This window comes from Caldalkalibacillus mannanilyticus JCM 10596, from assembly GCF_000615945.1.
In the GTDB taxonomy this organism is placed as follows: Bacteria; Bacillota; Bacilli; order Caldalkalibacillales; family JCM-10596; genus Bacillus_AT; species Bacillus_AT mannanilyticus.
Map to the genome: position 1 here is coordinate 40231 of NZ_BAMO01000006.1, position 22231 is coordinate 62461.

At 39.5% G+C, this 22231-nt stretch carries 23 protein-coding genes and 2 pseudogenes; 6 read left to right on the forward strand and 19 right to left on the reverse strand.

Annotated elements, in window-relative coordinates; genetic code table 11:
* Positions 1 to 150 precede the first annotated feature (150 nt).
* The gene (locus JCM10596_RS04980) at positions 151 to 414 is read left to right on the forward strand and encodes a DUF2627 family protein (RefSeq protein WP_034680556.1); all 264 of its coding nucleotides are present in this window, start codon (positions 151 to 153) and stop codon (positions 412 to 414) included.
* A gap of 14 nt (positions 415 to 428) precedes the next feature.
* Here JCM10596_RS04980 and JCM10596_RS23970 read toward each other — a convergent pair whose 3' ends face one another.
* From JCM10596_RS23970 to JCM10596_RS05000, 4 genes and pseudogenes are all read right to left on the reverse strand, one after another.
* A complete protein-coding gene (locus JCM10596_RS23970) occupies positions 429 to 1292 on the reverse strand; it encodes a hypothetical protein (protein WP_051541177.1) in 864 nt (287 codons plus the stop codon).
* 5 nt (positions 1293 to 1297) lie between these two features.
* Positions 1298 to 1957, reverse strand: coding sequence for a glycosyltransferase family 2 protein (locus tag JCM10596_RS04990; RefSeq protein WP_025026177.1), 660 nt, complete (start codon positions 1955 to 1957; stop codon positions 1298 to 1300).
* Between the two features lie 51 nt (positions 1958 to 2008).
* Positions 2009 to 3075, reverse strand: a pseudogene (gene steA, locus JCM10596_RS23975) (putative cytokinetic ring protein SteA).
* A gap of 92 nt (positions 3076 to 3167) precedes the next feature.
* On the reverse strand, positions 3168 to 3518 hold the full coding sequence (locus tag JCM10596_RS05000) for a 2Fe-2S iron-sulfur cluster-binding protein (protein ID WP_025026178.1): 351 nt from the start codon (positions 3516 to 3518) through the stop codon (positions 3168 to 3170).
* A gap of 107 nt (positions 3519 to 3625) precedes the next feature.
* Between JCM10596_RS05000 and JCM10596_RS23980 the strand changes: the two genes are divergently transcribed.
* Positions 3626 to 4501: a divergent polysaccharide deacetylase family protein gene (locus JCM10596_RS23980; RefSeq protein ID WP_025026179.1), complete on the forward strand. Its 876-nt coding sequence runs from the start codon at positions 3626 to 3628 to the stop codon at positions 4499 to 4501.
* A 36-nt stretch (positions 4502 to 4537) separates the two neighbouring features.
* Here the strand turns inward: JCM10596_RS23980 and JCM10596_RS29455 are convergent, their stop codons facing one another.
* Complete coding sequence (locus JCM10596_RS29455) at positions 4538 to 4705, reverse strand: hypothetical protein (protein WP_159102317.1); 168 nt, start codon at positions 4703 to 4705, stop codon at positions 4538 to 4540.
* Positions 4706 to 4811: 106 nt separating this feature from the next.
* On the opposite strand from JCM10596_RS29455, the gene JCM10596_RS05015 reads away from it, so the two are divergent.
* Entirely contained in the window at positions 4812 to 5150 is a 339-nt protein-coding gene (locus JCM10596_RS05015; protein WP_025026180.1) for a hypothetical protein, read from the forward strand.
* 96 nt (positions 5151 to 5246) lie between these two features.
* Here JCM10596_RS05015 and JCM10596_RS29460 read toward each other — a convergent pair whose 3' ends face one another.
* Positions 5247 to 5423, reverse strand: a complete 177-nt coding sequence (locus JCM10596_RS29460) for a hypothetical protein (protein WP_159102318.1) — start codon at positions 5421 to 5423, stop codon at positions 5247 to 5249.
* 287 nt (positions 5424 to 5710) lie between these two features.
* On the opposite strand from JCM10596_RS29460, the gene JCM10596_RS05025 reads away from it, so the two are divergent.
* From JCM10596_RS05025 to JCM10596_RS05035, 3 genes are all read left to right on the forward strand, one after another.
* Positions 5711 to 6817: a hypothetical protein gene (locus JCM10596_RS05025; RefSeq protein WP_025026181.1), complete on the forward strand. Its 1107-nt coding sequence runs from the start codon at positions 5711 to 5713 to the stop codon at positions 6815 to 6817.
* Positions 6818 to 6838: 21 nt separating this feature from the next.
* Positions 6839 to 7333, forward strand: a complete 495-nt coding sequence (locus JCM10596_RS05030) for a hypothetical protein (RefSeq protein WP_025026182.1) — start codon at positions 6839 to 6841, stop codon at positions 7331 to 7333.
* 162 nt (positions 7334 to 7495) lie between these two features.
* Positions 7496 to 7990: a hypothetical protein gene (locus JCM10596_RS05035; protein WP_025026183.1), complete on the forward strand. Its 495-nt coding sequence runs from the start codon at positions 7496 to 7498 to the stop codon at positions 7988 to 7990.
* Positions 7991 to 8175: 185 nt separating this feature from the next.
* On the opposite strand, the gene spo0A is transcribed toward JCM10596_RS05035, so the two are convergent.
* The 13 genes and pseudogenes from spo0A to JCM10596_RS05100 form a co-directional block, all read right to left on the reverse strand.
* Positions 8176 to 8982 carry a sporulation transcription factor Spo0A gene (spo0A, locus tag JCM10596_RS05040; RefSeq protein ID WP_025026184.1) on the reverse strand — a complete coding sequence of 269 codons (807 nt, stop codon included), beginning with the start codon at positions 8980 to 8982 and terminating at the stop codon, positions 8176 to 8178.
* A gap of 195 nt (positions 8983 to 9177) precedes the next feature.
* Positions 9178 to 10482, reverse strand: a complete 1305-nt coding sequence (gene spoIVB, locus JCM10596_RS05045; RefSeq protein WP_025026185.1) for a SpoIVB peptidase — start codon at positions 10480 to 10482, stop codon at positions 9178 to 9180.
* A 136-nt stretch (positions 10483 to 10618) separates the two neighbouring features.
* Entirely contained in the window at positions 10619 to 12337 is a 1719-nt protein-coding gene (recN, locus tag JCM10596_RS05050) for a DNA repair protein RecN (RefSeq protein WP_025026186.1), read from the reverse strand.
* A 28-nt stretch (positions 12338 to 12365) separates the two neighbouring features.
* Entirely contained in the window at positions 12366 to 12815 is a 450-nt protein-coding gene (ahrC, locus tag JCM10596_RS05055) for a transcriptional regulator AhrC/ArgR (RefSeq protein WP_025026187.1), read from the reverse strand.
* Between the two features lie 14 nt (positions 12816 to 12829).
* A complete protein-coding gene (locus JCM10596_RS05060) occupies positions 12830 to 13690 on the reverse strand; it encodes an NAD(+)/NADH kinase (protein ID WP_025026188.1) in 861 nt (286 codons plus the stop codon).
* Positions 13691 to 13717: 27 nt separating this feature from the next.
* On the reverse strand, positions 13718 to 14554 hold the full coding sequence (locus tag JCM10596_RS05065) for a TlyA family RNA methyltransferase (RefSeq protein ID WP_025026189.1): 837 nt from the start codon (positions 14552 to 14554) through the stop codon (positions 13718 to 13720).
* A gap of 2 nt (positions 14555 to 14556) precedes the next feature.
* Positions 14557 to 16448, reverse strand: a pseudogene (dxs, locus tag JCM10596_RS23985) (1-deoxy-D-xylulose-5-phosphate synthase).
* Between the two features lie 14 nt (positions 16449 to 16462).
* A complete protein-coding gene (locus tag JCM10596_RS23990) occupies positions 16463 to 17068 on the reverse strand; it encodes a hypothetical protein (protein ID WP_034680562.1) in 606 nt (201 codons plus the stop codon).
* Between the two features lie 704 nt (positions 17069 to 17772).
* Positions 17773 to 18675 (reverse strand): polyprenyl synthetase family protein, encoded by a 903-nt coding sequence (locus JCM10596_RS05080; RefSeq protein ID WP_234410409.1) that lies wholly within the window; start codon positions 18673 to 18675, stop codon positions 17773 to 17775.
* Entirely contained in the window at positions 18668 to 18922 is a 255-nt protein-coding gene (gene xseB / locus JCM10596_RS05085; RefSeq protein WP_025026191.1) for an exodeoxyribonuclease VII small subunit, read from the reverse strand. The genes JCM10596_RS05080 and xseB overlap by 8 nt, the downstream gene beginning before the upstream one ends.
* Positions 18915 to 20273, reverse strand: a complete 1359-nt coding sequence (gene xseA, locus JCM10596_RS05090) for an exodeoxyribonuclease VII large subunit (protein ID WP_025026192.1) — start codon at positions 20271 to 20273, stop codon at positions 18915 to 18917. Before xseA ends, xseB begins: the two co-directional genes overlap by 8 nt.
* 26 nt (positions 20274 to 20299) lie before the next feature.
* Positions 20300 to 21163 carry a bifunctional methylenetetrahydrofolate dehydrogenase/methenyltetrahydrofolate cyclohydrolase FolD gene (gene folD / locus JCM10596_RS05095; RefSeq protein ID WP_025026193.1) on the reverse strand — a complete coding sequence of 288 codons (864 nt, stop codon included), beginning with the start codon at positions 21161 to 21163 and terminating at the stop codon, positions 20300 to 20302.
* An 85-nt stretch (positions 21164 to 21248) separates the two neighbouring features.
* A complete protein-coding gene (locus JCM10596_RS05100) occupies positions 21249 to 22229 on the reverse strand; it encodes a Kae1-like domain-containing protein (RefSeq protein WP_034680565.1) in 981 nt (326 codons plus the stop codon).
* Positions 22230 to 22231: the final 2 nt, after the last annotated feature.

Genomic DNA, 22231 nt, shown 5'->3' on the forward strand with positions numbered 1-22231 from the left:
ATATTCCCCCTTATGAAAAAAATTGCATAAACTTACCTTCATTGTAGCCTCCACTCTATCTTCTGGCAAATTGAATTTCGACTCTTGTTAGACATCTGATAAAGCATCAGTTATGATGGAAGGGAATAAACCCGAGAGGAAGAAAGACAGATGAAGATTCAACGACTGATTGCGTTGCTTATTGTAGTAATACCTGGATTTTTAAGCGTGTGGGGCTGGAAGATTATGAGAGATGCAATTGTTAATCCAGCATTAGATCCCAACCTTGGCTTTTCGTGGGGACTCTTTAGTCTCGGACTCCTCTTATTTATTTTCGGAATTGCTTTTGTTGGCGGATTTATTTTCTACCGAGATCGTAAACGAAAACTCGTTCAACCTCGCTTTAGAAATGATCTAGATGATAAAAATACGTAACATACTACATCCTGTTAAGAGATTCCCCAACGGTCTATTTTCGATAACCACGGGGATTTATTTATATAATCAGTAAAGCTATGACGCTCTGATACTAAACTTAAAATAATAAACAGCGTAAGGATCACCAATTGAACCTGAAGCATCGTAAAAGCGATCAGAATGAACCCATAGATTCCCCCTAATACATTTGAACCCGTATCTCCTAACATGGCTAAACGTTTGCGGTCAAAATGAAAAAGGACAAGGGTCGAGAAAAAAATAGGGACGAAATAAATGAAAAGCTGTGCCTGCAAGCTAAATGGCAGAATCAAGACAAGCAGAAACCAAAAGCTTTTGATACATCGACCTGGTCTAACATCTAATAAATTAAACAAATGGATGGAAAAAATCAGCACAAGACTAGCTACCACTCCAAGCAATAATTCTTCCTTCACTGAAAATGAAACATAAATTGAAATGAAGGTACCCAAAATCGCCTTTAGTAGACCCGAGGTGAATTGTCCATGGACAAAAAAGGCTCGGAAATGCCCTTTGATTCCTTTTATTTTTTTTGTACCATACTGATCATCCAGCCACCCCATGAGCGATAAGGTTAGAATGAGAAGGAGAAACAAAAACAGCTCTTTACTCCCCTCAGTTCTAGATTCAAATGAAACGGGAGTCCAAGTAACGAATGAAAAGCCATAATACAGGAAGAGAAAAAAAAGAAAATGAAGACATAAATTAAGTCCAAAGCTCTGCGCGATAGGTTCTCCTAAATAATTTCTTGAAGTCCATCCTTTCTTATAAAAAAAGCCAAGTTGAACCCTGCTAAGAATAGCAATGATAAAAAAATAGAGAAGCCAAAAAAAAGGAGAATACAAGACCTGCTCCAATTTCCCTACCTCCTTGAAATCAAGGAATGACATACTGCCAAACCTTGCTTGAATCTGTGTGTAAACCCTCGAATATCACGCCCCATTTCTCGATGAGAGAATGCGATAGGAACTTCTGAAACCCGATACCCTGAGCGGATAAAATCTAGTGTCAGACCTACTTCAATTCCGAAGCCACGGTCCCCTCTATAGCACTGGTCGAAGGCTTTTTTCCTAATAGCTCGTTGACCACAAAGAGGGGCTTGTACGCTCTGTCCCGTTTGCCTATAGATCGCCCATGAAGCGACTCTTTTAACCAAACCAAATCCACTTTGCAGGGCAGGAGGAAATATAGCAATTGTCATATCCGCCTCATTTTCCCAAATAGGAACAAGAAGCGATTTTGCTAAGATCGCACTATCCTCTAGATCAGCATCTAAGAGCAGTAGTAGAGATGACTGCGCACGCTCCACTCCTGTGAGTATCGCTTTCGCCTTCCCCATATTTTCGGAATGTCGTAGAACATCATCTGTGTGCTGTCTTGCCTCATCTCCTGTGCGATCGCTGCTCCCATCATCAACAACAATCAGTTCTTGAACCCACTGTTGATTTCTAAGAACGGCTAGCGTCCGTCCGATTCTTTCTTCTTCATTATAGGCTGGGATGATCACACTTACAGGCTCCACCGAAAGACCTCCCTTCTGTTTAAGAAACTCTTTCCTTGTCTTTTTACATGTTTATAACAGACCCAACATAGACTGTACCTTTGCCAGATAGGGAGTTTTTAATGCTTCTGGATATAAATAACTCACCCCTTTGGCATCAATGAGTTTTTCACCAATTTTTAAACGAACTAAAAGTGTTGAGCCCATTCCCTTGCGTCCTTTTTCTAAGAAATCGATCATATTGGTATGACTTCCAAGTGTAACGATGAGAAGTGCTCCTGCCTCATAAGCTAACAAATGGGCGGCATCTTCACTCGTCCCGAAGCAAGGAAAAAGATGAGGGGTGATTCCAAATTTTTGAACAAGCTCTAGTCCAGGTGCCTCTCCATCTGAATAAGCTTGGACAACAATTTCCGCCCCACTTCGCAAAGCTTTTTCTGACACACTATCATATCCCCTATGATCATATCAGGTTGATAGCCGCATTCTAAAATGGCATCTGCGCCCCCATCCACCCCAATTAATACGGGGCTTTTCTCTTGAATATATCCAGTCAGTGCTTTCAAATCCTCCATATATCCTGAGCCTCTTGTTACCACCAAAACATGACGGTTGCGCAAATGAATCCGCAATGGAGGAATTTGAATGGGCTTTAGAATCTCATTCATCTCCCTATAAGCATAGTCCAGTGTATTTTCAGTAAATGATTTTAAGCTTTCTCTAATATTCAAGCTTGATTCCCTCATTTTTAGTTCCATTCTTTCTTCTGTATAGGGAATAAGTAATGTAATAGGATCAGGCATAGAATCAATCCATAGACGATTTTTGACAATACGAATCAGGTTTCCCTGCTGGAATTTCGATTTCAATTTCTCGATATCCTGAACATCATAAACCGGGATATGAGCCTGAATTAATTTTTGGGTTCCAATGCTCGGATATTCTCCCGTCATCGAGGATGAATAGTTTAATACTCCTTTTACTTTCTTCTGTATGAGAGAAAGCGCAGCCATTTCATCAATATCTTCATGATCAAGCAGGGCATAAGAACCAAAGGGAAGCCACTTCACGAGTTCTTTTGTTTTTGGACCAAAAAAAAGCGGTCCATACTGCTCTTGAGCATAAATCTGTGGTTTCATACTATCCTCTCCTAGATGTAGGATATAGATCGAATTCTTTCTTTAGTATGTATCAAAAAGAAAAAAACACACATGTTTTTGTTCATGTGTGTTTAAAAATCATCTATTCCTTTTCTTTGCTTCTCCAATTGTGCACGAATGATCGCCTTAAGAGGGTCTTCGGGTAGCTGAACTTCGATATCCTGAAGGATTCTCGATTGACATCCTAATCTGATTCCTTCTTGTAATTGTTTCTCGCTTATCAATCGTTGCTCAAAATGGCTCGGAGCAGAAATCTTATGTAAAGAGTCTGGCTGAATCGTCACCTTACAGGTTGTACAGGAACCCTTTCCTCCACACTTATGGGCGAGTCCTACTCTTGCTTTGATTGCTGCCTGAAGGATGGATTCTCCTTGACGAACCATCACTTTTTTTTCTTCATTCGTAAACATGACCGTTGGCATTCATATCTCTCCCTTATTTCATTTCAAAGAATAGTTCCGTACATGGTTAGTATATACTAATGAACATCCTAAGAGAAAGAATCTTAACTGACGAAGGAGGTGAGCGATTGATTTGGTACAGCAAAACAAAGGTTTGGCTTGTCATGATGGGACTGCTATGTTTAGGAAGTCAGCTCTCTACAAGTATTATTTCAGAAACCGTCAGCTCCGTCTTAGTACATAGCGACTTAGAAGCTGTAGCACCAAAAATCGCTATTATTATTGATGATTTTGGAGGAAAGGTTAAGGGAGTTGAATCCTTCTTTCAATCAAAGCTCCCCATAACCGTTGCGGTCATGCCATTTATGGAAGAAACGAAGGCACAGGCAGAAGAAGCTCACCGCTTAGGCTTAGAAGTGATCGTTCATCTTCCGTTAGAACCTAAGCGCGGCAAAAAATCTTGGTTAGGTCCAAATGCCATTACTTCAGATTTAAGTATTGAAGAAGTAAAGGAACGAACAAAAAAAGCCTTAGAGGATGTTCCCCATGCTGTAGGATTAAACAATCATATGGGATCAAAAATCGTGGAAGATCGAGAAAAGATGAGAGCTATTATGGACGTTGTGAAGGAAAAAAATTTATTTATCATTGACAGTGGAACAAGCTCTAAATCTCAAATCCCTTCCTTAGCGGAAGAGATGGGCATTTCCTATGGAGTCAGAGATGTGTTTATAGATGACTCTCGTTCTCCCACCTCCCATGTCATCAGACAGGTAAAAAAGCTGTTAAAAATCGCCAAAAAGAAAGGGTCAGCTATAGGAATTGGACATGTAGGGACTCATGGAAACCAGACGGTCCAAGGAATTCTTCGTTCAGTTGAGCTAGTCAAAGAGATGCAGGTCGAAATCGTCCCTGTTTCCCACATCATCCGTCCTACCGAGCTCCCAGAGGTAACAAGCATGAGGGTGGAGGGCAATAAAGTACCTTTGTATGTAAAACCATAAGGGAGGCTTTTTTCTCCCTTATGGTTGGTTACCTCATCATATTAAATTAATATTGGGATCATCCACATAAGATTGGAGCTCTTCTGTAGATTCATTTTTTTCTTTTTCAGCTCCATAGGCGATGAGAATAACACCTAATTCTCTTTCAAGTTGTTTCAATTTCGCTTCACTCTCTTCAGATAAAGGTGCGAAAGGGTAATTCATATATACGCCTCCTTTGCTATTTCTAAGATTCCCTTAGAAAACAACAATTATAATGGTACATCTCTACATGGAAAATGAAACTTCACTTCAAGAAAGGGGAAATACAGTGAGTAAGAAACAGTTTTTTGAACAAGTTCTGAACACGTTTGAAACAAATGCAGGTCCATTGCCCTCCTCATTGGAGGCTCAATTTCAGCAAGTGAAAAGGATACTACAAGAGAGATCTGATGAAGAGATTGAACAAGAAACCATTACGGCTGTCACTCAGCCTGCTTCAGAGCAGCAAATAAATCCCGAAAAAATCTCTTATCTCTTGTATAAGGCTTTCCCTGAAATGGAAAGAATCGCTCGTACAGCAGAGGAAAATCAGTATGAGTTGCTCCAAGCAACAAATGAACTACGCGGAGAGTTAGGGTTAGCAACAGATCCTCCGTCTCCTGAATGAGTGGAACCGGAAGATAAATGTCATCATCTGAAAACAAAAAGAAAAATGAAAAGGATAGAAGTAAGCAAGCCCATGCTTCTTCTATCCTTTTCGTGTTTAATCCACTCTCAGTTCCTCTTCAAGATCACCAATGAGACTATTAAGGATGCTAATGTCATAGCGTATAGAATGGCTTGAATTTAATGAAGTTTCCTCTATTTTAGTGACGCGTTGATCCAGCACATCCATGATTTCCTTCACCTTGCGTAAAATATCAATAATATCTGTTTGCATTTCTTTTCCCCCTTTCCCTCCTGTACTTTCTATTTTTCCCCCTTCGTTTCTAATTACTTGTGGTGAAAAATGGAGAGTACAAAGCTTTTTCCTTTTTTTACAGAAAAAAAAAAAGTCATGAAGATAGCTCCTATTTCAAATGCACCTTGCCCTCTTCATTATACTCACTAAAATAGATATAACTATAAATATTGGCATATTTTTCTTGACGACCATAACTAGGGTACTTATAATTTAATAGACATTGATTAAAAATGTTTAATTAAATGGAATTGGAGATGAATTTATTGAAAAGTATTTCAAAGTTTATGTGTGTTGCTTTATCTCTTATTATGGTATTTACAGCAACGATCCATCCTTCCAGTATCTCAGCTCAATCTCAAATTGAATTACCCGAGTATGATTCACATCTAGAACCTACCAAAGAATCTTCACTTGAAATTATTACAGATACAGGCGACACCTTAATTTATCAAATTCAAAATGACGAAGAAACATATCTGTATAAAGAGGTTTATAATAAAGAAAAGTCCTTAACTGAAAACTATGTATATTCAGTTAGTGGTCAAGAAAAAACTTTAGTAGATTACTATGAAACTGATGAAGCTGGAGCTATAATTGATTCAGATGAGTATAAAGAAGAGTCAATAAGTTTGTTGAGTACTGACTTTCAAACGGAAGAAATACTAAAGAATGAAGATCAGTACATTTATCGAATGACTGTCGATGGAATCCTGTACGAATATCATGAGTTATACAATAATAACAGTACATTGACTGAACACTATACTTACTTAATTGAGAATGAAGAAAAAACTCTAATAGATAGTTACCATACAGATCAAAATGGTACTATTATTGATGAAATTAGTTACAACCCAGATGAAATAAAAATAATGTGTGGTCCCCCATGTGGATATATTGCCGTTGTAGCAGTAAGACTAGTAGTAAAAGGTGTAACAAGTTATGCTATTAGGAGAACTGCTAGCTCAGCAACTATAGCTACAGTATCACTCGTATCCAAGTCACGAGCGGCTAGTGCACTAAGAAATTACACTACTCATACATTTCAATCTATAGGTAGAACATTTAGTGTCACCCCAAGAGATATGAATCATTTTTACGTACGTCATCATCCAACTTATTTCGCTGAATTAAATATCAGTTCTACTCAGACATTTTTTGTAAAAACAATGGATTGGCGTATTTTAAATCATATTGCAACACAAGCTACGCAGAGGAATGCTCTCGCATTGAGATTAGCCGTCATTCAAAAACAGTCTTTTAAGCAAGTACATTACACTTATAATGGTATAACTTATCGAGTTGGTGTAAATTTAAGCTCAAACAGGATAACTCAGCTATACTCAACTAAAACATACTGGCCTAACTAAACTCTCAAAGGAGGGAACCCTTTGCTAAAAGTAGAAACGATGTATATATTAGATAGAGAAACAACAGACGTGTCTTCAGACATCTCATTACATGATATGGAGAAACAAGACATTCTCAAAGACCATATAGCAAAAAATCATGAGGTATACTATGGCTACTTATATTTAGAATATAATAATGAAGTCATTCTAGATAAAGAATATTCGAACTCTTTAGATGTATATTGGGGTTATTTTCTTAACTACTGTATCTATGAAGTAATAGAGAATGGTTATATCTCCGATTTTATTTCTGGTGAAAGTGAACCTTACACCTTAGTGCTTACAGAAAATACTGTTGACTTTACAATTAGAGATAAGACATATCACCTACCAAGATATGAGTTCTTGAAAACATTATTGGAAGAAGGAAAAAGGTTTTATGAATTATATTATTTAGCAAGTTCAGTTAAGGATGATAGGATACCAATTGTCCTTATTAATGAATTATTAACAAAAATTGAACATTTTAAGTAAATTTATGACCACCTCACCGAGCAGCAGCTATTTGCTGCTTGGTATTTATTTATTAAGCCACAACTCATCGGCATTTGACGTACTTTAAATCATATGGCAACACACGCTACGGCTACGCAGAGGAATGCTTCCGCATTGCGAACTCACACAGGAGGGAACCTTTTGCTAAAAGTAGAAACAATGTATATATTAGATTTTGAAATAGCAGACGTGTCTTTAGACATCTCATTACATGATATAGAGAAACAAGACATTCTCAAAGACCATATAGCGAAAAATCCTGAGGTATACTATGGCTACTTATATTTAGAATTTAATAATGAAGTCATTCTAGATAGAGGGTATTATAACTCTTTAGATGTATATTGGGATTATTTTCTTAACTACTGTATCTATGAAGTAATAGAGAATGGTTATATCTCCCATTTTATTTCTGGTGAAAGTGAACCTTACACCTTAGTGCTTACAGAAAATACTGTTGACTTTACAATTAGAGATAAGACATATCACCTACCAAGATATGAGTTCTTGAAAACACTACTGGAAGAAGCGGAAAAGTTTTATAGATTACATGATTTGGTAACTTCAGTTAAGGATGATACGGTACCATATGTCCTTATTAATGAATTATTAACAAAAATTGAACATTTTAAGTAATTTATGACCACCTCACCAAGCAACAGCTATTTGCTGCTTGGTATTTATTTATTAAGCCACTAAAGGTAAATTTCCCTAAACAATAAAAAAATACACTCCCATTTGTTTCAAACAAATAGAAGTGCAAATTTTAACTAGATTTTATATTAGCTATAAATAGTAAGAAATCCTTACTCCTTACCCTTTCAACCAACCTTATACTCTAATCTAAGCTTATCGGCAACCATTGCAATAAATTCTGAGTTTGTTGGTTTAGCCTTATGACTATTTACAGTGTAACCAAACATTTTGTTTAGAGATTCAACATTTCCTCTACTCCAAGCAACCTCGATCGCATGACGAATCGCACGCTCGACACGACTGGCGGTAGTATTGTATTTCTTAGCAATATCAGGATATAAAATCTTCGTAATGGAACCTAACAGTTCAAGGTTATTATAAACCATGGTGATGGCTTCACGAAGATATAGATACCCTTTAATATGTGCAGGTACCCCGATTTCATGAATGATTCCAGTGATTCGTGCATCGATATTTTTTGCACTGTTTTTCACTATCGGTGCGTAGGAACGTGTCGTTATTCCTAGAGCCATTGGAGAAACAGATGGTGTATCACCTGAAGCCGACAATTGACGAATTCGATTAGCTAAGATGTCCATCTCAAAAGGCTTTAATATATAGTAAGAAGCTCCTAGTTCTACTGCACGTTTTGTAATTTCCTCTTGTCCAAATGCTGTCAGCATAATAATCTTCGCTTGAGTCTGCACTTGGTCCATGCGGATTTTTTCTAATACGGCTAATCCATCTAATCTCGGCATAATAATATCCAATATGATAATATCTGGCTGCTCAGTTTCCAATACCTCTAATACTTCGATACCATTGTAGCCGACTCCAATGATCTCCATGTCTTCTTGCTCAGAAAAAAATTCAGTCATTAAATTAACAAACTCTCTATTATCATCTGCCATGACAATTTTTATTTTTTCCAACCTAAACGTCCTCCTCTTTCTGAGTGCAAAAATACTCGATCTTATAAACTAGGTTTCGACGTTGTGTAAATAAGTTCCTTCTTTTTCATGGTTATTATTTCAAAAAAAATTATTTCTCTGACAATTCGATGGGCTTCCGCCTTTTTCGACCCATGAAAATCATTTTTTGACATATGAACAATGAAAAACCAAAAGCTAACTCGCCTTTGGTTTTTCAGTAGGTTTTAATTCAATTCCTGCATCTTGTAACATCCATTCAATAAAACATCCGTAGCCAGATGTGGGATCATTGACAAACACATGGGTGACTGCTCCCACTAGTTTTCCATTCTGGATGATGGGGCTCCCACTCATCCCTTGAATAATTCCCCCAGTTTTCTCTAAGAGAACAGGATCGGTCACTTTGATGACAAGCCCTTTTGTAGCAGGAAATTTTTGTTGCACAATTTCTGTTATTTCGATATCGAACTTCTCCACTTTTTGTCCTTCTACCACCGTTAATATGTGCGCTGGGCCTTTCTCAATTTCTTCACTTAAACCGATAGGGATGGCTTCATCCAAAATTCCATTATTGAGCTTTTGATGCATGTGTCCAAATATTCCAAAAGGGGTATTTTTCTTAATATCTCCCAGAACGCCATCTTCGTGTCGAGCAAATTTCTCCCCTGGCTGTCCTTGTGCCCCTTTCTCAATGGAACTTACACTTGAATTAACGATCGTTCCATCTCCTACTAGAATCGGCTTCTGGGTATCTACATCAGATATAACATGACCTAAAGCCCCATAAGCTCCAGACTCTTCGTGATAAAAGGTAAGGGTCCCCACACCGGCTGCGGAATTTCTGATGTATAAACCAAGCCTATATTTTTCTTCCTTCTTGTCATATCTAGGCTGAATGGTTATATTTACTTTTTCTTTTCCCCTGAGAATCTCAAGCTTGATATCTTCACCGTTTTCTCCAGCTTCATTAGCAATATCTCCAATATCATCTAGCTTTTCAATTTTGTTTCCGTTCATTTTAAGGATGACATCACCCACTCGAAGGTTTGCTTCTTCACCAGGTGATACTTTCCCTTGATCCGTTTCAATAAAATGATGTCCTACTACTAAAGCTCCTGCTGAATTTAATTTAACACCTATGGTTTGTCCACCAGGATATACCTTGATATCTGGTAATACATTTACTTTAATCTTTTTCAGTGGAATACTGCCTAACTTAAATTGCAGTTCGGCGATCCCAGATTGTAATGCTTCTACATTCATGGCTGGTGATGCTTCAGATTCATCTTGGTCAAAACGCCCTACTTGAACGACTTCAGGATTGCTTGATGTTGCAGTACTCGAAACAGGCAGACTAAACTTTAGAACCGAAGATTTTCCTTCAAATACCCTAATTTCTGTAGGGATTGAAGCAAAGTCTCGAAATGGTGTTGACATAATCACAAGGATGGTAAACACAATCAATATGGCACCTATACCTTTTTGCTTGTTCAGGAACAATGACATCACACTCCTACTTCCCTACCTACACCTCCAAATTGCTGTATCTATAATGTTGCCTTCGTAACACGGAATTATAACTAAAAAATAAGTAAAAAAGCCACCCTTTTATGGATAGCTTCCCCTCTTCTCTTCCTTATTTTTCTTTCATTCTTCTCGCTGCCTCTAATAGTTCCATGGCAAAATTAACTGTACCCTCGGTTATTTCTGCCCCACTCATCATTCTGGCTAGCTCTTGAACCCTTTCCTGATCCGAAATAGGGACAACATTGGTTATGGTTTGATTATTTTTAAATTCTTTTGAGATGTACAAATGAACATCAGACATTGCTGCTACTTGAGCATGATGGGAGATACATAATACCTGCTGATGCTGTGAAAGCGTATGAAGCTTTTCTGCCATTGCCTGAGCAACTCGTCCGCTAACACCCGTATCCACCTCATCAAAGATCAACGTGGTGACCGACTCGACTTGAGAGAAGACAGATTTAAGAGCCAACATCAGCCTAGCTAACTCCCCGCCTGAAGCGATCTTTGAGATTGGCTTCAGAGGCTCCCCTGGATTAGGCGAGATTAAAATTTGGACATCATCCCAGCCCTCTTGTTTTATGTAACGTGTTTCTGCATTCACTTCTACGGCGACTCCCGTAGTGAGTGGCTGAATGTGTATGGCAATTTCTGTTTGATCCATGAATAATCCCTGTAACTCTTCCTTAATATGAGTCACTAATCTCTGGGCTACCGCTTGGCGAATCTCAGTTAGGTTTCGGGCTTCAATAATGAGATCCATGGCGATTTCATGCTGCTCTTTTTTCAATTCATCAACGCGCTCTTCACGGTTTTCAATGGTATCTAATTCTTCTTCGATCTTGGAGGCATATTCCAAAATAGCTGAAACATCCCTTCCGTACTTTCGTTTTAACTGCTCAAGCTCCACTAGCCTACTCTCGATGATATTCAACTCTTGAGGCTCAAATTCGATATAGTGCTGGTATTTGCGTAATTCCTGGGTTACTTCCTCTAGCTGAAAATAAATACTCTCCACTTGTTTAGTTACAGGTTCTAGCTCCTCATCAATATGAGATAGCTCTTCTAAGGCATTCATTGCCTGTGTAAGAGAATCTAAGGCTCTACTATCTCCACTTAAGGCTTGATAAGAACTTGAAATACCTGAAAACAGCTTTTCAGCATAACGGATTTTTCTCTTTTCTTGGTTAAGCCGTTCGTCTTCCCCTATTTCTAACTCCGCCTGTTGAATCTCATCTAATTGAAAACGCAACAAATCGAGCCGGTGGGCTAATTCCTTTTCATTTTCCGTCAGCTTCTGTAGTGTATCTGTTATTTTTTTGTACTTTCTATAGAGATCCTTATATTCCTTCTTATGTACCTCGATCTCATCCCTCCCATACCCATCTAACAAGGAGAGATACTTTTCCTCATGCATTAAAAGCTGATGTTCATGTTGCCCATGGATATCCAGAAGAGCTTGTCCAACCTCACGTAAAATCGCAAGCGTTACCAACTTCCCATTAATCCGGCATATACTTTTTCCTTGGATGCTGATATCTCTGCGAAGAATTAAGCTATTTTCTTCTATTTCTATACCTAACTCATATAATAAGGCTTGGACTGGGTGATCTATAGGGAGTTGAAAAAACCCTTCTATTTCCGCTTTTTTCTCACCATGTCGAATGTAATCTATAGAGGATCTTCCACCAATTAATAACGAAATCGCATCCAAAACAATGGATTTACCTGCTCCCGTTTCCCCCGTCATAACAGTTAATCCTTCTTGAAATGAGAGGTCAAGCTGAGGAATAATAGCAAAATTACGAATGGATAATTCAATTAGCATGGTTTCCCTCACCCAGTTTCTTTATTTTTTACAGCATATCTAAAAAACGTTGAACAATGAGAGGTGTATCCTCTTTCTCTTTACAAATGATCAAGATCGTGTCGTCTCCACTTATATTCCCCATGATCTCTGGCCATTCTAAATGATCAACCAGTACACCAACCGTATTGGCATTCCCCGGAAGTGTTCTAATGACGATTAGGTTCTCTGTGTGATCCACACTGACAAAGCTATCTACAAGGACTCTCTTCAGCTTTTGTAACGGATTGTATCTCTGATCCGCTGGTAGAGAGTATTTATATCTGCCATCCGAAAGTGGAACCTTGATCAGGCTCAATTCTTTAATATCTCTTGAAACCGTTGCTTGAGTTACATTAAACCCGGCATTTCTAAGAACATCGACTAAATCATCTTGTGTTTCGATTTCATTCTTGGTTACGATTTCTCTGATTCTAATATGCCTTTGCGCTTTATTCATGCTTTCCCCTTCCTTTACTCACCCTGATGAAATTTGTTTTTTATGACGTCAAAGAAGCTCCGATCCTTCCACTTAATTAGCTTTGTTGAGTAAGGTGCTCGTCTTATTTTTATTTTATCTAAAATTTCTAGTTGATAACCGATTTGCCCATCAATAGATAAGCCTATTTCTTGATGAGTGGCATTTACTTCGATTGTAATTTCTTCCTGATCACTCAAAATGATCGGTCTGGCTGTTAAGCTATGGGAACAAACGGGAGTTAATAGGATGGCATTCATATTCGGCGCAACAATAGGCCCGCCTGCTGACATCGAATAAGCAGTAGAGCCTGTCGGACTAGAAATGATAAGACCGTCTCCAAAAAAAGTATTTAGTACTTTATTGTATAAATAAACATGACATGTAATCATCCTACTATAGGAGCCCTTAGCAATTCCAATATCGTTAAGGGCAATCCATTTTTCAATTGTTTTCCCTTCTCTAATAAGCTCTGCCTCAAGCATCATTCGATTCTCTGTTTCGTATCTTTCCTCATGAATCGCTTCAATAAGTTGCGGAAGATCATCAGGCTCGGCTTCCGATAAAAAACCCAGATGCCCTAAGTTGATTCCCAAGATGGGAATATGATATCGAGCAAAATCTCTGGCAATCCCTAAAATCGTTCCATCTCCACCAAAAGCAAACAAAATGTCTACATTCTCATGAAACTGCTCATAAGGAACTGACAAATCTTCACGCCCAATATGGTTAGCAACTCGCGGTTCTACTAAAACCTTAAAGCCTTTCTTCTCCATCTGAGGAATAAGTTCTCTTGCCACAATTAAGGCTTTTGGTTTTCCACGATTGATAAAAAGTCCAATTCGTCTTTGGGTCATTATTCCCTACTCCTCCTCTTCCCCATTTTAAGAGTTAAATTGTTGATGAGCAGCCTCTACTCTCTCATTGATTATTCCCTCAATTGGTTCATCTAGATGGAAGCTGGTTTGGTCCCCTTGTCCGCTTTGATTGCTAAGATGCAATAAGAACTCTATGTTCCCTTCTCCTCCAGTAATCGGCGAAAAGTCCAAACCTTTAAACTGAAATCCAACCTTTGTCGCCGTTTCGATCGTTTTCTGTAAAACAGCTTTATGGATACTTGGTTCTCTAACGACCCCTTTTTTTCCTACCTGCTCTCGACCTGCCTCAAATTGTGGTTTGACTAATGTCATGATTTCAGCATTTGTATCTAAAAGTGAAAATAAAGGAGGAAGAATTAAACTCAAAGAAATAAATGAAACGTCAATCGTTGCCATCTGCGGAAGTCCATAGCCAAGATCTTCAGGCTTTACATAGCGAAAGTTGGTACGCTCCATCACAATCACACGCTCATCTTCACGTAATTTCCAATCTAATTGTCCATAGCCTACATCTAGAGCGTATACTTTTTTTGCTCCATTTTGCAAGGCGCAATCGGTAAAACCGCCTGTTGAGGCACCAATATCTAGAACGATCTTATCTCTAAAGTCTAGGTTAAAGGCTTCAATTGCTTTCTCTAATTTTAAGCCACCTCTACTGACATATTTCAGTGGAGAGCCCTTGACCTCTAGAGGGGTATCTATACTGATCTTTGTTCCTGGTTTATCCATTCTTTCTAATTTTGAAAAAACCAAACCTGCCATAACGGCACGCTTGGCTTTTTCTCTACTATCAAAAAAACCACGTTGTACAAGCAAAGCATCAATTCTCTCTTTTGAAGACATAACTACGCCCTTTTCACTTTTCTGTCAGAGGAAAGGATCATCGCTCTGACATGATGCACTATTTTTTCTACAGTAAGACCTGCTTCTTCTCTTTGCTCATTTACATTACCGTGTTCAATAAATTCATCTTGTACACCCATTCGCTTTAATTGAACAGGGATCTCTTGGTCGTTAAAAAACTCCAGAACAGCACTACCAAATCCACCCGCAAGAGCGTGTTCCTCTACAGTTAAAAACTTGAAGCCTTGACCAGCCATTTTTTTCAGCATAGATTGATCTAGTGGTTTAATAAAACGAGCATTAACAATATGTGGCTTCAGTCCTTCTCTTGATAACTGTTCAGCTGCTTTTTGAGCCAGTTGCACCATCGGTCCAACGGCTAGAATAGCTAGCTGATTTCCTTCTTCAACGACTTCCCAGGTTCCTTCTTCAATTAGCTGGAATTGCTCATCAATAGGTACGCCTAGTCCTGTTCCTCTAGGATAGCGTACAGCTACAGGACCTTCCATCATTAAAGAGGTGTAGAGAAGATTTCTAAATTCATTCTCATCCTTACCCATAGCAATCTTCATATTAGGTAAATGTCTTAGAAACGAAATATCATAAACACCATGATGAGTTTCACCATCCGCCCCTACAAAGCCAGCACGGTCAATGGCAAATGTCACATCGAGGTTCTGTCTAGCGATATCATGCACGATTTGATCATACCCTCGTTGAAGAAACGTCGAGTAAATGGTACAAATCGGTTTCGCTCCTTGTGTCGCAAGTCCTCCACTCATCGTTGTGGCATGCTGCTCGGCAATCCCTACGTCAAAGAAACGCTCTGGATAAATCTGAGCAAACTCATTCATTCCTGATCCAGAGGACATCGCAGGCGTTACCGCCACCATTTCAGGAACCACCTCAGCCAAGTCTAATAAGGCCTTACCAAATACTTTTTTATAATCTGGCGGTCCCCCTACACTTTTAATCATTTCACCTGATTCGATTTTGTACGGGCTAGCTCCGTGCCAAGCATCGGAATCGGCTTCAGCCGGTCCGTATCCCTTTCCCTTCTTGGTGATGACATGAAGCAATACGGGACCTTGAATCTTTTTCGCTTGTTTCATACAGGTTTGTAATTCTTCTATGTTATGCCCATCTATAGGACCTAGGTAAGTATAGCCTAACTCTTCAAAGAAAATTCCTGATACAAGAAGGTACTTCAGGATATCCTTGACTCTTTCTGCCGTTTTGGCTAAGGTACCCCCTACAGCTGGAATTTTCTTCAACAGGCTTTCAAGCTCTTCTTTCGCCCACTTGTATTGTTTCGCGGTTCTTAATTTACCCAAATGATTATGAAGCGCTCCCACATTTGGAGAGATGGACATTTCATTATCGTTAAGAACAACGATCAGATTCTTTTTCTCATGCCCGATATGATTTAAGCTTCTAGAGCCATTCCTCCCGTCATAGCTCCATCTCCAATAATCGCTATAACATGATTCTTTTCCTGACGTAGATCGCGCGCAATCGCCATCCCCATCGCGGCTGAAAGGGAGGTACTACTATGTCCCGCTTCCCAGACATCATGTTCACTTTCACGCATCTTAGGAAACCCACAAAGTCCTTTGTATTGACGCAATGTATCAAACTTGTCCATGCGACCTGTTAGCATTTTATGAACATAAGCTTGATGTCCCACATCCCAAATCAATTTATCCTTTGGTGATTCAAACAGTTGGTGTAAAACAAGGGTTAATTCAACTACACCCAAATTAGGTGCCAAATGACCTCCAGTAACAGCTAGCTTTTCAATCAGAAAGCTTCTGATTTCGCCAGCAATCTTCTCTAATTGAGTTGTACTCAAACCTTTTAGTTGACTAGGACACGTAATTTCTTTGAGGTGCATAGTTACCCTCACTTTCATTTTTTTTGCTTATCTTCTTTGTTTTTAGACTTTCCATTAAAAATTTTTATATGAAATTTATGGTCTAATTGGTAGAAAACCTTGCCTACAATTAATAAAATATCAGTAGAATAATAAATGGCAACAGACTTGCCAATGGCTTTGCCTCCTACCGTTAAGGCAGCTACAAGACTGGCAAATGTAACGAAGATGATCGAGTGCAGCATAGAATCTTCCGCTTGACCCATTTCATACACCAAGCGAAGGACCACTACAGCACTTGCCGTTCCACTAATGATTCCACTAATGTCTCCAATCACATCATTACAGAAGCTAGAGAATCGGTCTGCATTTCGACAGATTTGAATCGCCTCTCTTGCTCCAACCACCTTCTCTGAAGCCATCGCATGAAAGGGGACTTCATTCGCTGCTGTTGCTGCAATACCAATGGCATCGAATACAATCCCTATTAAGATGATCATAAGAACAACGATAATCCCGAGTGCTACACTTACACCATTCAATACAGCAGAAGAAACGATTGAGAAAATTGCCGCTAACACAAGGGTGGTAACGGCAATCAGTGAACTCCATCTTAATGTATGTTTATAAGAGAATTTCATATTTATGATCATTTTCCCCTTTTTGCATTATGTAGCAATATTGGATGGTCACTTTAAGAGTAAAAACTACGGCTTAGGTCCAGTAGGTTTTCCCAAGCAGACACCAAAGCGTTGCCACTCTGGCGGTTTCCCTTTACGTCCACTTTAGCGTTGTCACCAAGCGCTAGACTGGATTACCACTTAGTCCGTACTATAATCCCCATAAAGTGTCGTTAGAACAGTCTAGGAGTTTTCCTCAACAACCCTTAACCTTCCTTAGCCTCTTTTGCAGATTAGATTTCAAATAGAAATGCAATTAAATTATTTGGCCAAATAATTTAACGCCTGTTACCTATTATCCCCTCTACATCCACTCAAGGCAGGCTACGCTGTTAGCAAGACTCCCATAGGTCCGCTTCAACAGGTTCATACCCCAAGCCATACTCTTTGTGCGCTGACATCGAGCACGCACTTGGGCCTCCGCGGAAGTAGGGTCTACGCCCACATGCCATTGTGGATCGCCCTACAACCTTAACTCCCAGCATAAACCCCCGACTGGGCGTCGAAAGCCTACACCAGGAACTTCATCGATGTGCCCTTTAACGGATTTTTAGGCCCGTCTTCAGGAAGAGTAGGTTGACTAGAATACTGCACCACCCAAATTATGTATTGAAATTATACCATGAAATAGACAAGGGCTCAATGTGAATATTAGGAACTAAGAACTAATGATCACGTTGAATCATGAAATCTGTAAGTTCAACTAAAAGGGAGTCCTTCACTTGTGCTTGATCTAGGGCTTGTTTTGAAAGGGCGACATGCTCCTCTAATTTTTTTGTTGCTTGTTCAATCCCGAGTAATGAAACAAACGTTGTTTTTTCATTATCACGATCACTTCCAACCTTTTTCCCTAGCTTCTGTTCATCTCCTACCTCATCCAAGATATCGTCCTGAATCTGAAAGGCAAGTCCAATATGTTTGGCATATTCACTTAAGGCATCAAGCTGTTTAGAAGAAGCTCCTCCTAAATAACAACCGAAGCGGACAGAGCAAGTCAATAAATCGGCTGTTTTATGCTGATGGATTTTATATAGCTCCTCAAGTGATAGTGCTGGATTGTTTTCCCCTTGCATATCTAACACCTGACCGCCAACCATCCCCATAGGTCCTGCATACTTAGACAGCTCTTGAATCATTTGCACTTGAATAGCAGCCGGATTTTGATGCTCTTTTGTAGGGAAATCATGTGTGATTAAGTAAAAAGCATGGGTCAACAGGGCATCTCCAGCTAGAATAGCCATTGCCTCACCAAACACTTTATGATTCGTTAGTTTTCCCCTACGATAATCATCATCATCCATGGCGGGTAAATCATCATGAATTAAAGAATAGGTATGAATCATTTCAATGGCACAAGCAGCCCCATACCCAATAGACTTCTTCTTTCCTAATGCATCAATAATGGCTAATACAAAAGCAGGGCGTATCCGTTTACCACCTGCCATCAAAGAATATTCCATTGCTTTGACCAATTGAGGCGGTGCTTCAATATTGGAAAGATATTGCTGAAGATAGGATTCAATATGGGCTTGATTTTCTTTTAAAAAAGTGTCGATCTGTTTAATCACGTGCTTCCTCCTCAATACGGAAATCCTTCCTAATCAATTCGCCATTCTCTTCAAGCAGTACTTGCACTTGTTTCTCTACGCGCTCCAGAGTGTCGTGGCAAACCTTAGAGAGCTTCATTCCTTTTTGAAACAACGTAATGGCTTCCTCTAGAGGAACTTGTCCCGCCTCCAGCTGGTCTACAATCTCTTCTAGTTCTTCCATTGCCTCTTCAAAGCTTAATGATTGGTGTTCTCCAGTTTCACTCATTCTTCGTTTCCTCCTTAATCCCCCAGATTTGACAATCCAATTCCCCATCCCTCATGGTTACTCTGATTGTTTGACCTGGCTCTAGCTGTTTTACAGAAGTGTAAAGATGGCTTTTATCTTCATTATATAATAAAGAATATCCTTTATTCATTATTTTCAGCGGACTTAAAGCATCTAAGGTTGTTGTCATAAAATGAAGCTCCTTTTGTTTCTCTTCTAGCTGTCTTCGTATTTCTCTATTCAGCCTTTCATGTAGGTGAAGAACTTCTTTCTTCTTGGAAACAATTCTTTCCTGAGGATTCAGCCGGTGTAAGCGATGTCTAATGTATCCTAACTGACTTTCTTTTTGCTGTAAGAATCTCTCTGCATTTCGTTGTAGCTGGATCAGAATATGATCCAATTCTTGCTCTTTTTGTTCTACTACTTGTTGTATGTATCTAAATCCATATCTCTTCTGTATTCGATCTAAACGCTCTCTTTGTTGCTTCTGCACCCTTTTTAATGCTTTTTTGATTCGCTCCTCGGCTGCACAGACACGTTCATGCAGCTCATGAAACAAGGGAACAGACAGCTCAGCAGCAGCAGTGGGGGTAGGTGCGCGTAAATCCGCTACAAAATCAGCGATTGTGTAATCTGTTTCATGCCCTACTGCTGAGATGATCGGAATGGTCGACTCTCGTATAGCTGAAGCGACCACTTCTTCGTTAAAGGCCCAAAGCTCTTCGATGGAGCCCCCTCCTCGTCCGACAATCAACACATCAACCCCTTGCTCCTGATGAGCTAATCGAATTGCATTGGCGATAGACTGTGCAGCAAATTCCCCCTGCACCAAAACAGGAAAAACGACTACCTCCATGCTGGGAAAGCGGCGTTTAATTGTGATCAGAATATCTCGAATGGCAGCTCCCGTCGGTGATGTAACCACTCCTACTTTTTGTGGGAGATGAGGGATTGGCTTTTTTGACTGGGGGTCAAACCAGCCTTCAAGCTCCAAGCGACGTTTTAAATCCTCGTAGGCTTGAAATAAGGCACCTATTCCATCTGGTTGCATTTCTTTAATATATAATTGATACTGCCCATCTCGTTCATAGACCCCTATTTCACCGCGAACGATCACTTTCATTCCGTTTTTAGGGACAAACCGTAAATAGCGGTTATGTCCAGCAAACATAACCGCTTTGATCTTGGAAGCCTCATCTTTCAAAGTGAGGTACATGTGCCCTCGACTATGATGAATAAAGTTAGAAATTTCGCCTCTAACCCAGACATCTTGAAATAATGGATTCATTTCTATGCTTTTTTTTATCTTATTAGTTAGATCTTTTATGGAGAGTATCTCTGTATGACTCAAAAAAAGCTCCCTCCTTGCTTTTCAGCCTAAACAACCACTGATGGCAAATGTTTTTTGGCTGATTCAATCGTATTATATAATAACATGGTTATAGTCATAGGTCCAACTCCACCTGGTACAGGCGTAATATGGCTGGCAATAGAAAGGAGTTCATCAAAACGCACATCTCCGACTAATTTACCTTCGGCATTACGATTAACACCTACATCGATGACAATCGTTCCTTCTGACACATGCTCAGGTCCAATCACACCCGCTTTCCCTACCGCTACAACAAGAATATCCGCTTTTTTTGTATGCTCCGCTAAATTCTGCGTTTTAGAATGACAAATCGTCACCGTTGCATTTTCCTGCAACAGTAACATAGAAACAGGCTTACCCACAATATTGCTTCTTCCAACAACGACTACATTTTTCCCTGCGAGCTCTGTTCCAGTATGTTGAATCATTTTCACAATGCCATGCGGAGTACATGGGAGAAAGCACTCGTCACCAATCAACATATTCCCTACACTCATCGGGTGAAAACCATCCACATCTTTTTCTGGAGAAATTGCGTCAATCACTGCTTTCTCAGAAATATGAAGTGGAAGTGGAAGCTGCACCAGAATTCCATGGATCTGTACATCTTGATTTAGTTTATCTATATGTTGAAGCAACTCTTGTTCTGTTGTATCGCCTGACAAGCGAATGCAGCGTGAGTAGATCCCAACCTCTTCACAGGCTCTTATCTTCGCTTTCACATAAGAAACCGAAGCAGGGTCCTCTCCAATGATTATCACTGCCAGTCCAGGTATGATTTCTTGAGATTTAAGTTGCTTTAGTTCTTCCTTCATTTTCTCTCTAAATTGACTTGCTATCGCTTTTCCATCAATAATTTTTGCCGACATTCATCTTTTCCTCCTTAGCTATCCTACATTCAAGTGTACATCCTCAAGAAATAGAAGTAAATACCGAACATTAAATTATTTAACCTTAATTATTGTTCACTTTTTGTTCATCTTTGTAATGATTTAATGCTAGACAAGCTACACCATAAGCATTATCGGTTGCGTACTGGGGCGAAGCTAAGAATACGGTTGCTCCTACTCTCGGATGCTCCAGCCTTTTTATTAATCGTTGAGTAATATATTGGTTAGAAGCAACCCCTCCAACCAGCATAATCTCCTTCACATTTGTCCTACTCATTGCCGACAACAGCGCTTTTTCCAGTGTTTTCGAAATCGTATTTTCAACAGCCCTAGCAAGCTGAGCTGGTGAATAATGGGCGTTTTGTATCAATCGAAGGGCCGCAGTAGTAGGACCCGAAAAACTAAAATCCATATTCTTTTCGTATGAAGGGATGCTAGGCAATCCCTCTTGTTCAAGAACAGTCAAGGATTTTGCCAGTTTTTCTAGATGAGGACCGCAGGGAAAAGGAAGACCCAGTTCTACTCCCACTCGGTCCACGAACTGCCCTGCATGCAAATCTAATGTTCCCCCTAATTTTTCAATCGCATACCCTGTCTTCAATCTTGAACAGTGTAAAATTTCACTGGTTCCTCCTGATAGATGCACAGCGAGAAAGGTTTCATCTATAGGTCTATTCACCATCGAAAATTCTCCGGCAGCAATATGCCCTTCTTGGTGACTTGTTTTATATAACGGTACAGAAAGAAAGTGAGCTAGTGTCTCTGCTAGGACTTCACCCACTTTAAATACAGGCATATATGATTCTTCTACTGGACGAGGACGTGTGCTCACACCTATAGCTTCTATCCGTTCTGTCTGAGGAAATTGTGAGAGAAGAGAAGGCCATACCTTCAAATGCTGAAACACAGCTACGGATTGTTGTAATCCTACTTCTCCCTGCTTCACTTCTAGTATTGGATTCTGTTCTTGCAGTACTTGATATTCGTGATTGATCAAACAAATGGATGTTCTGTAATTACTTGTATCAATACCGAGAATAGACATCT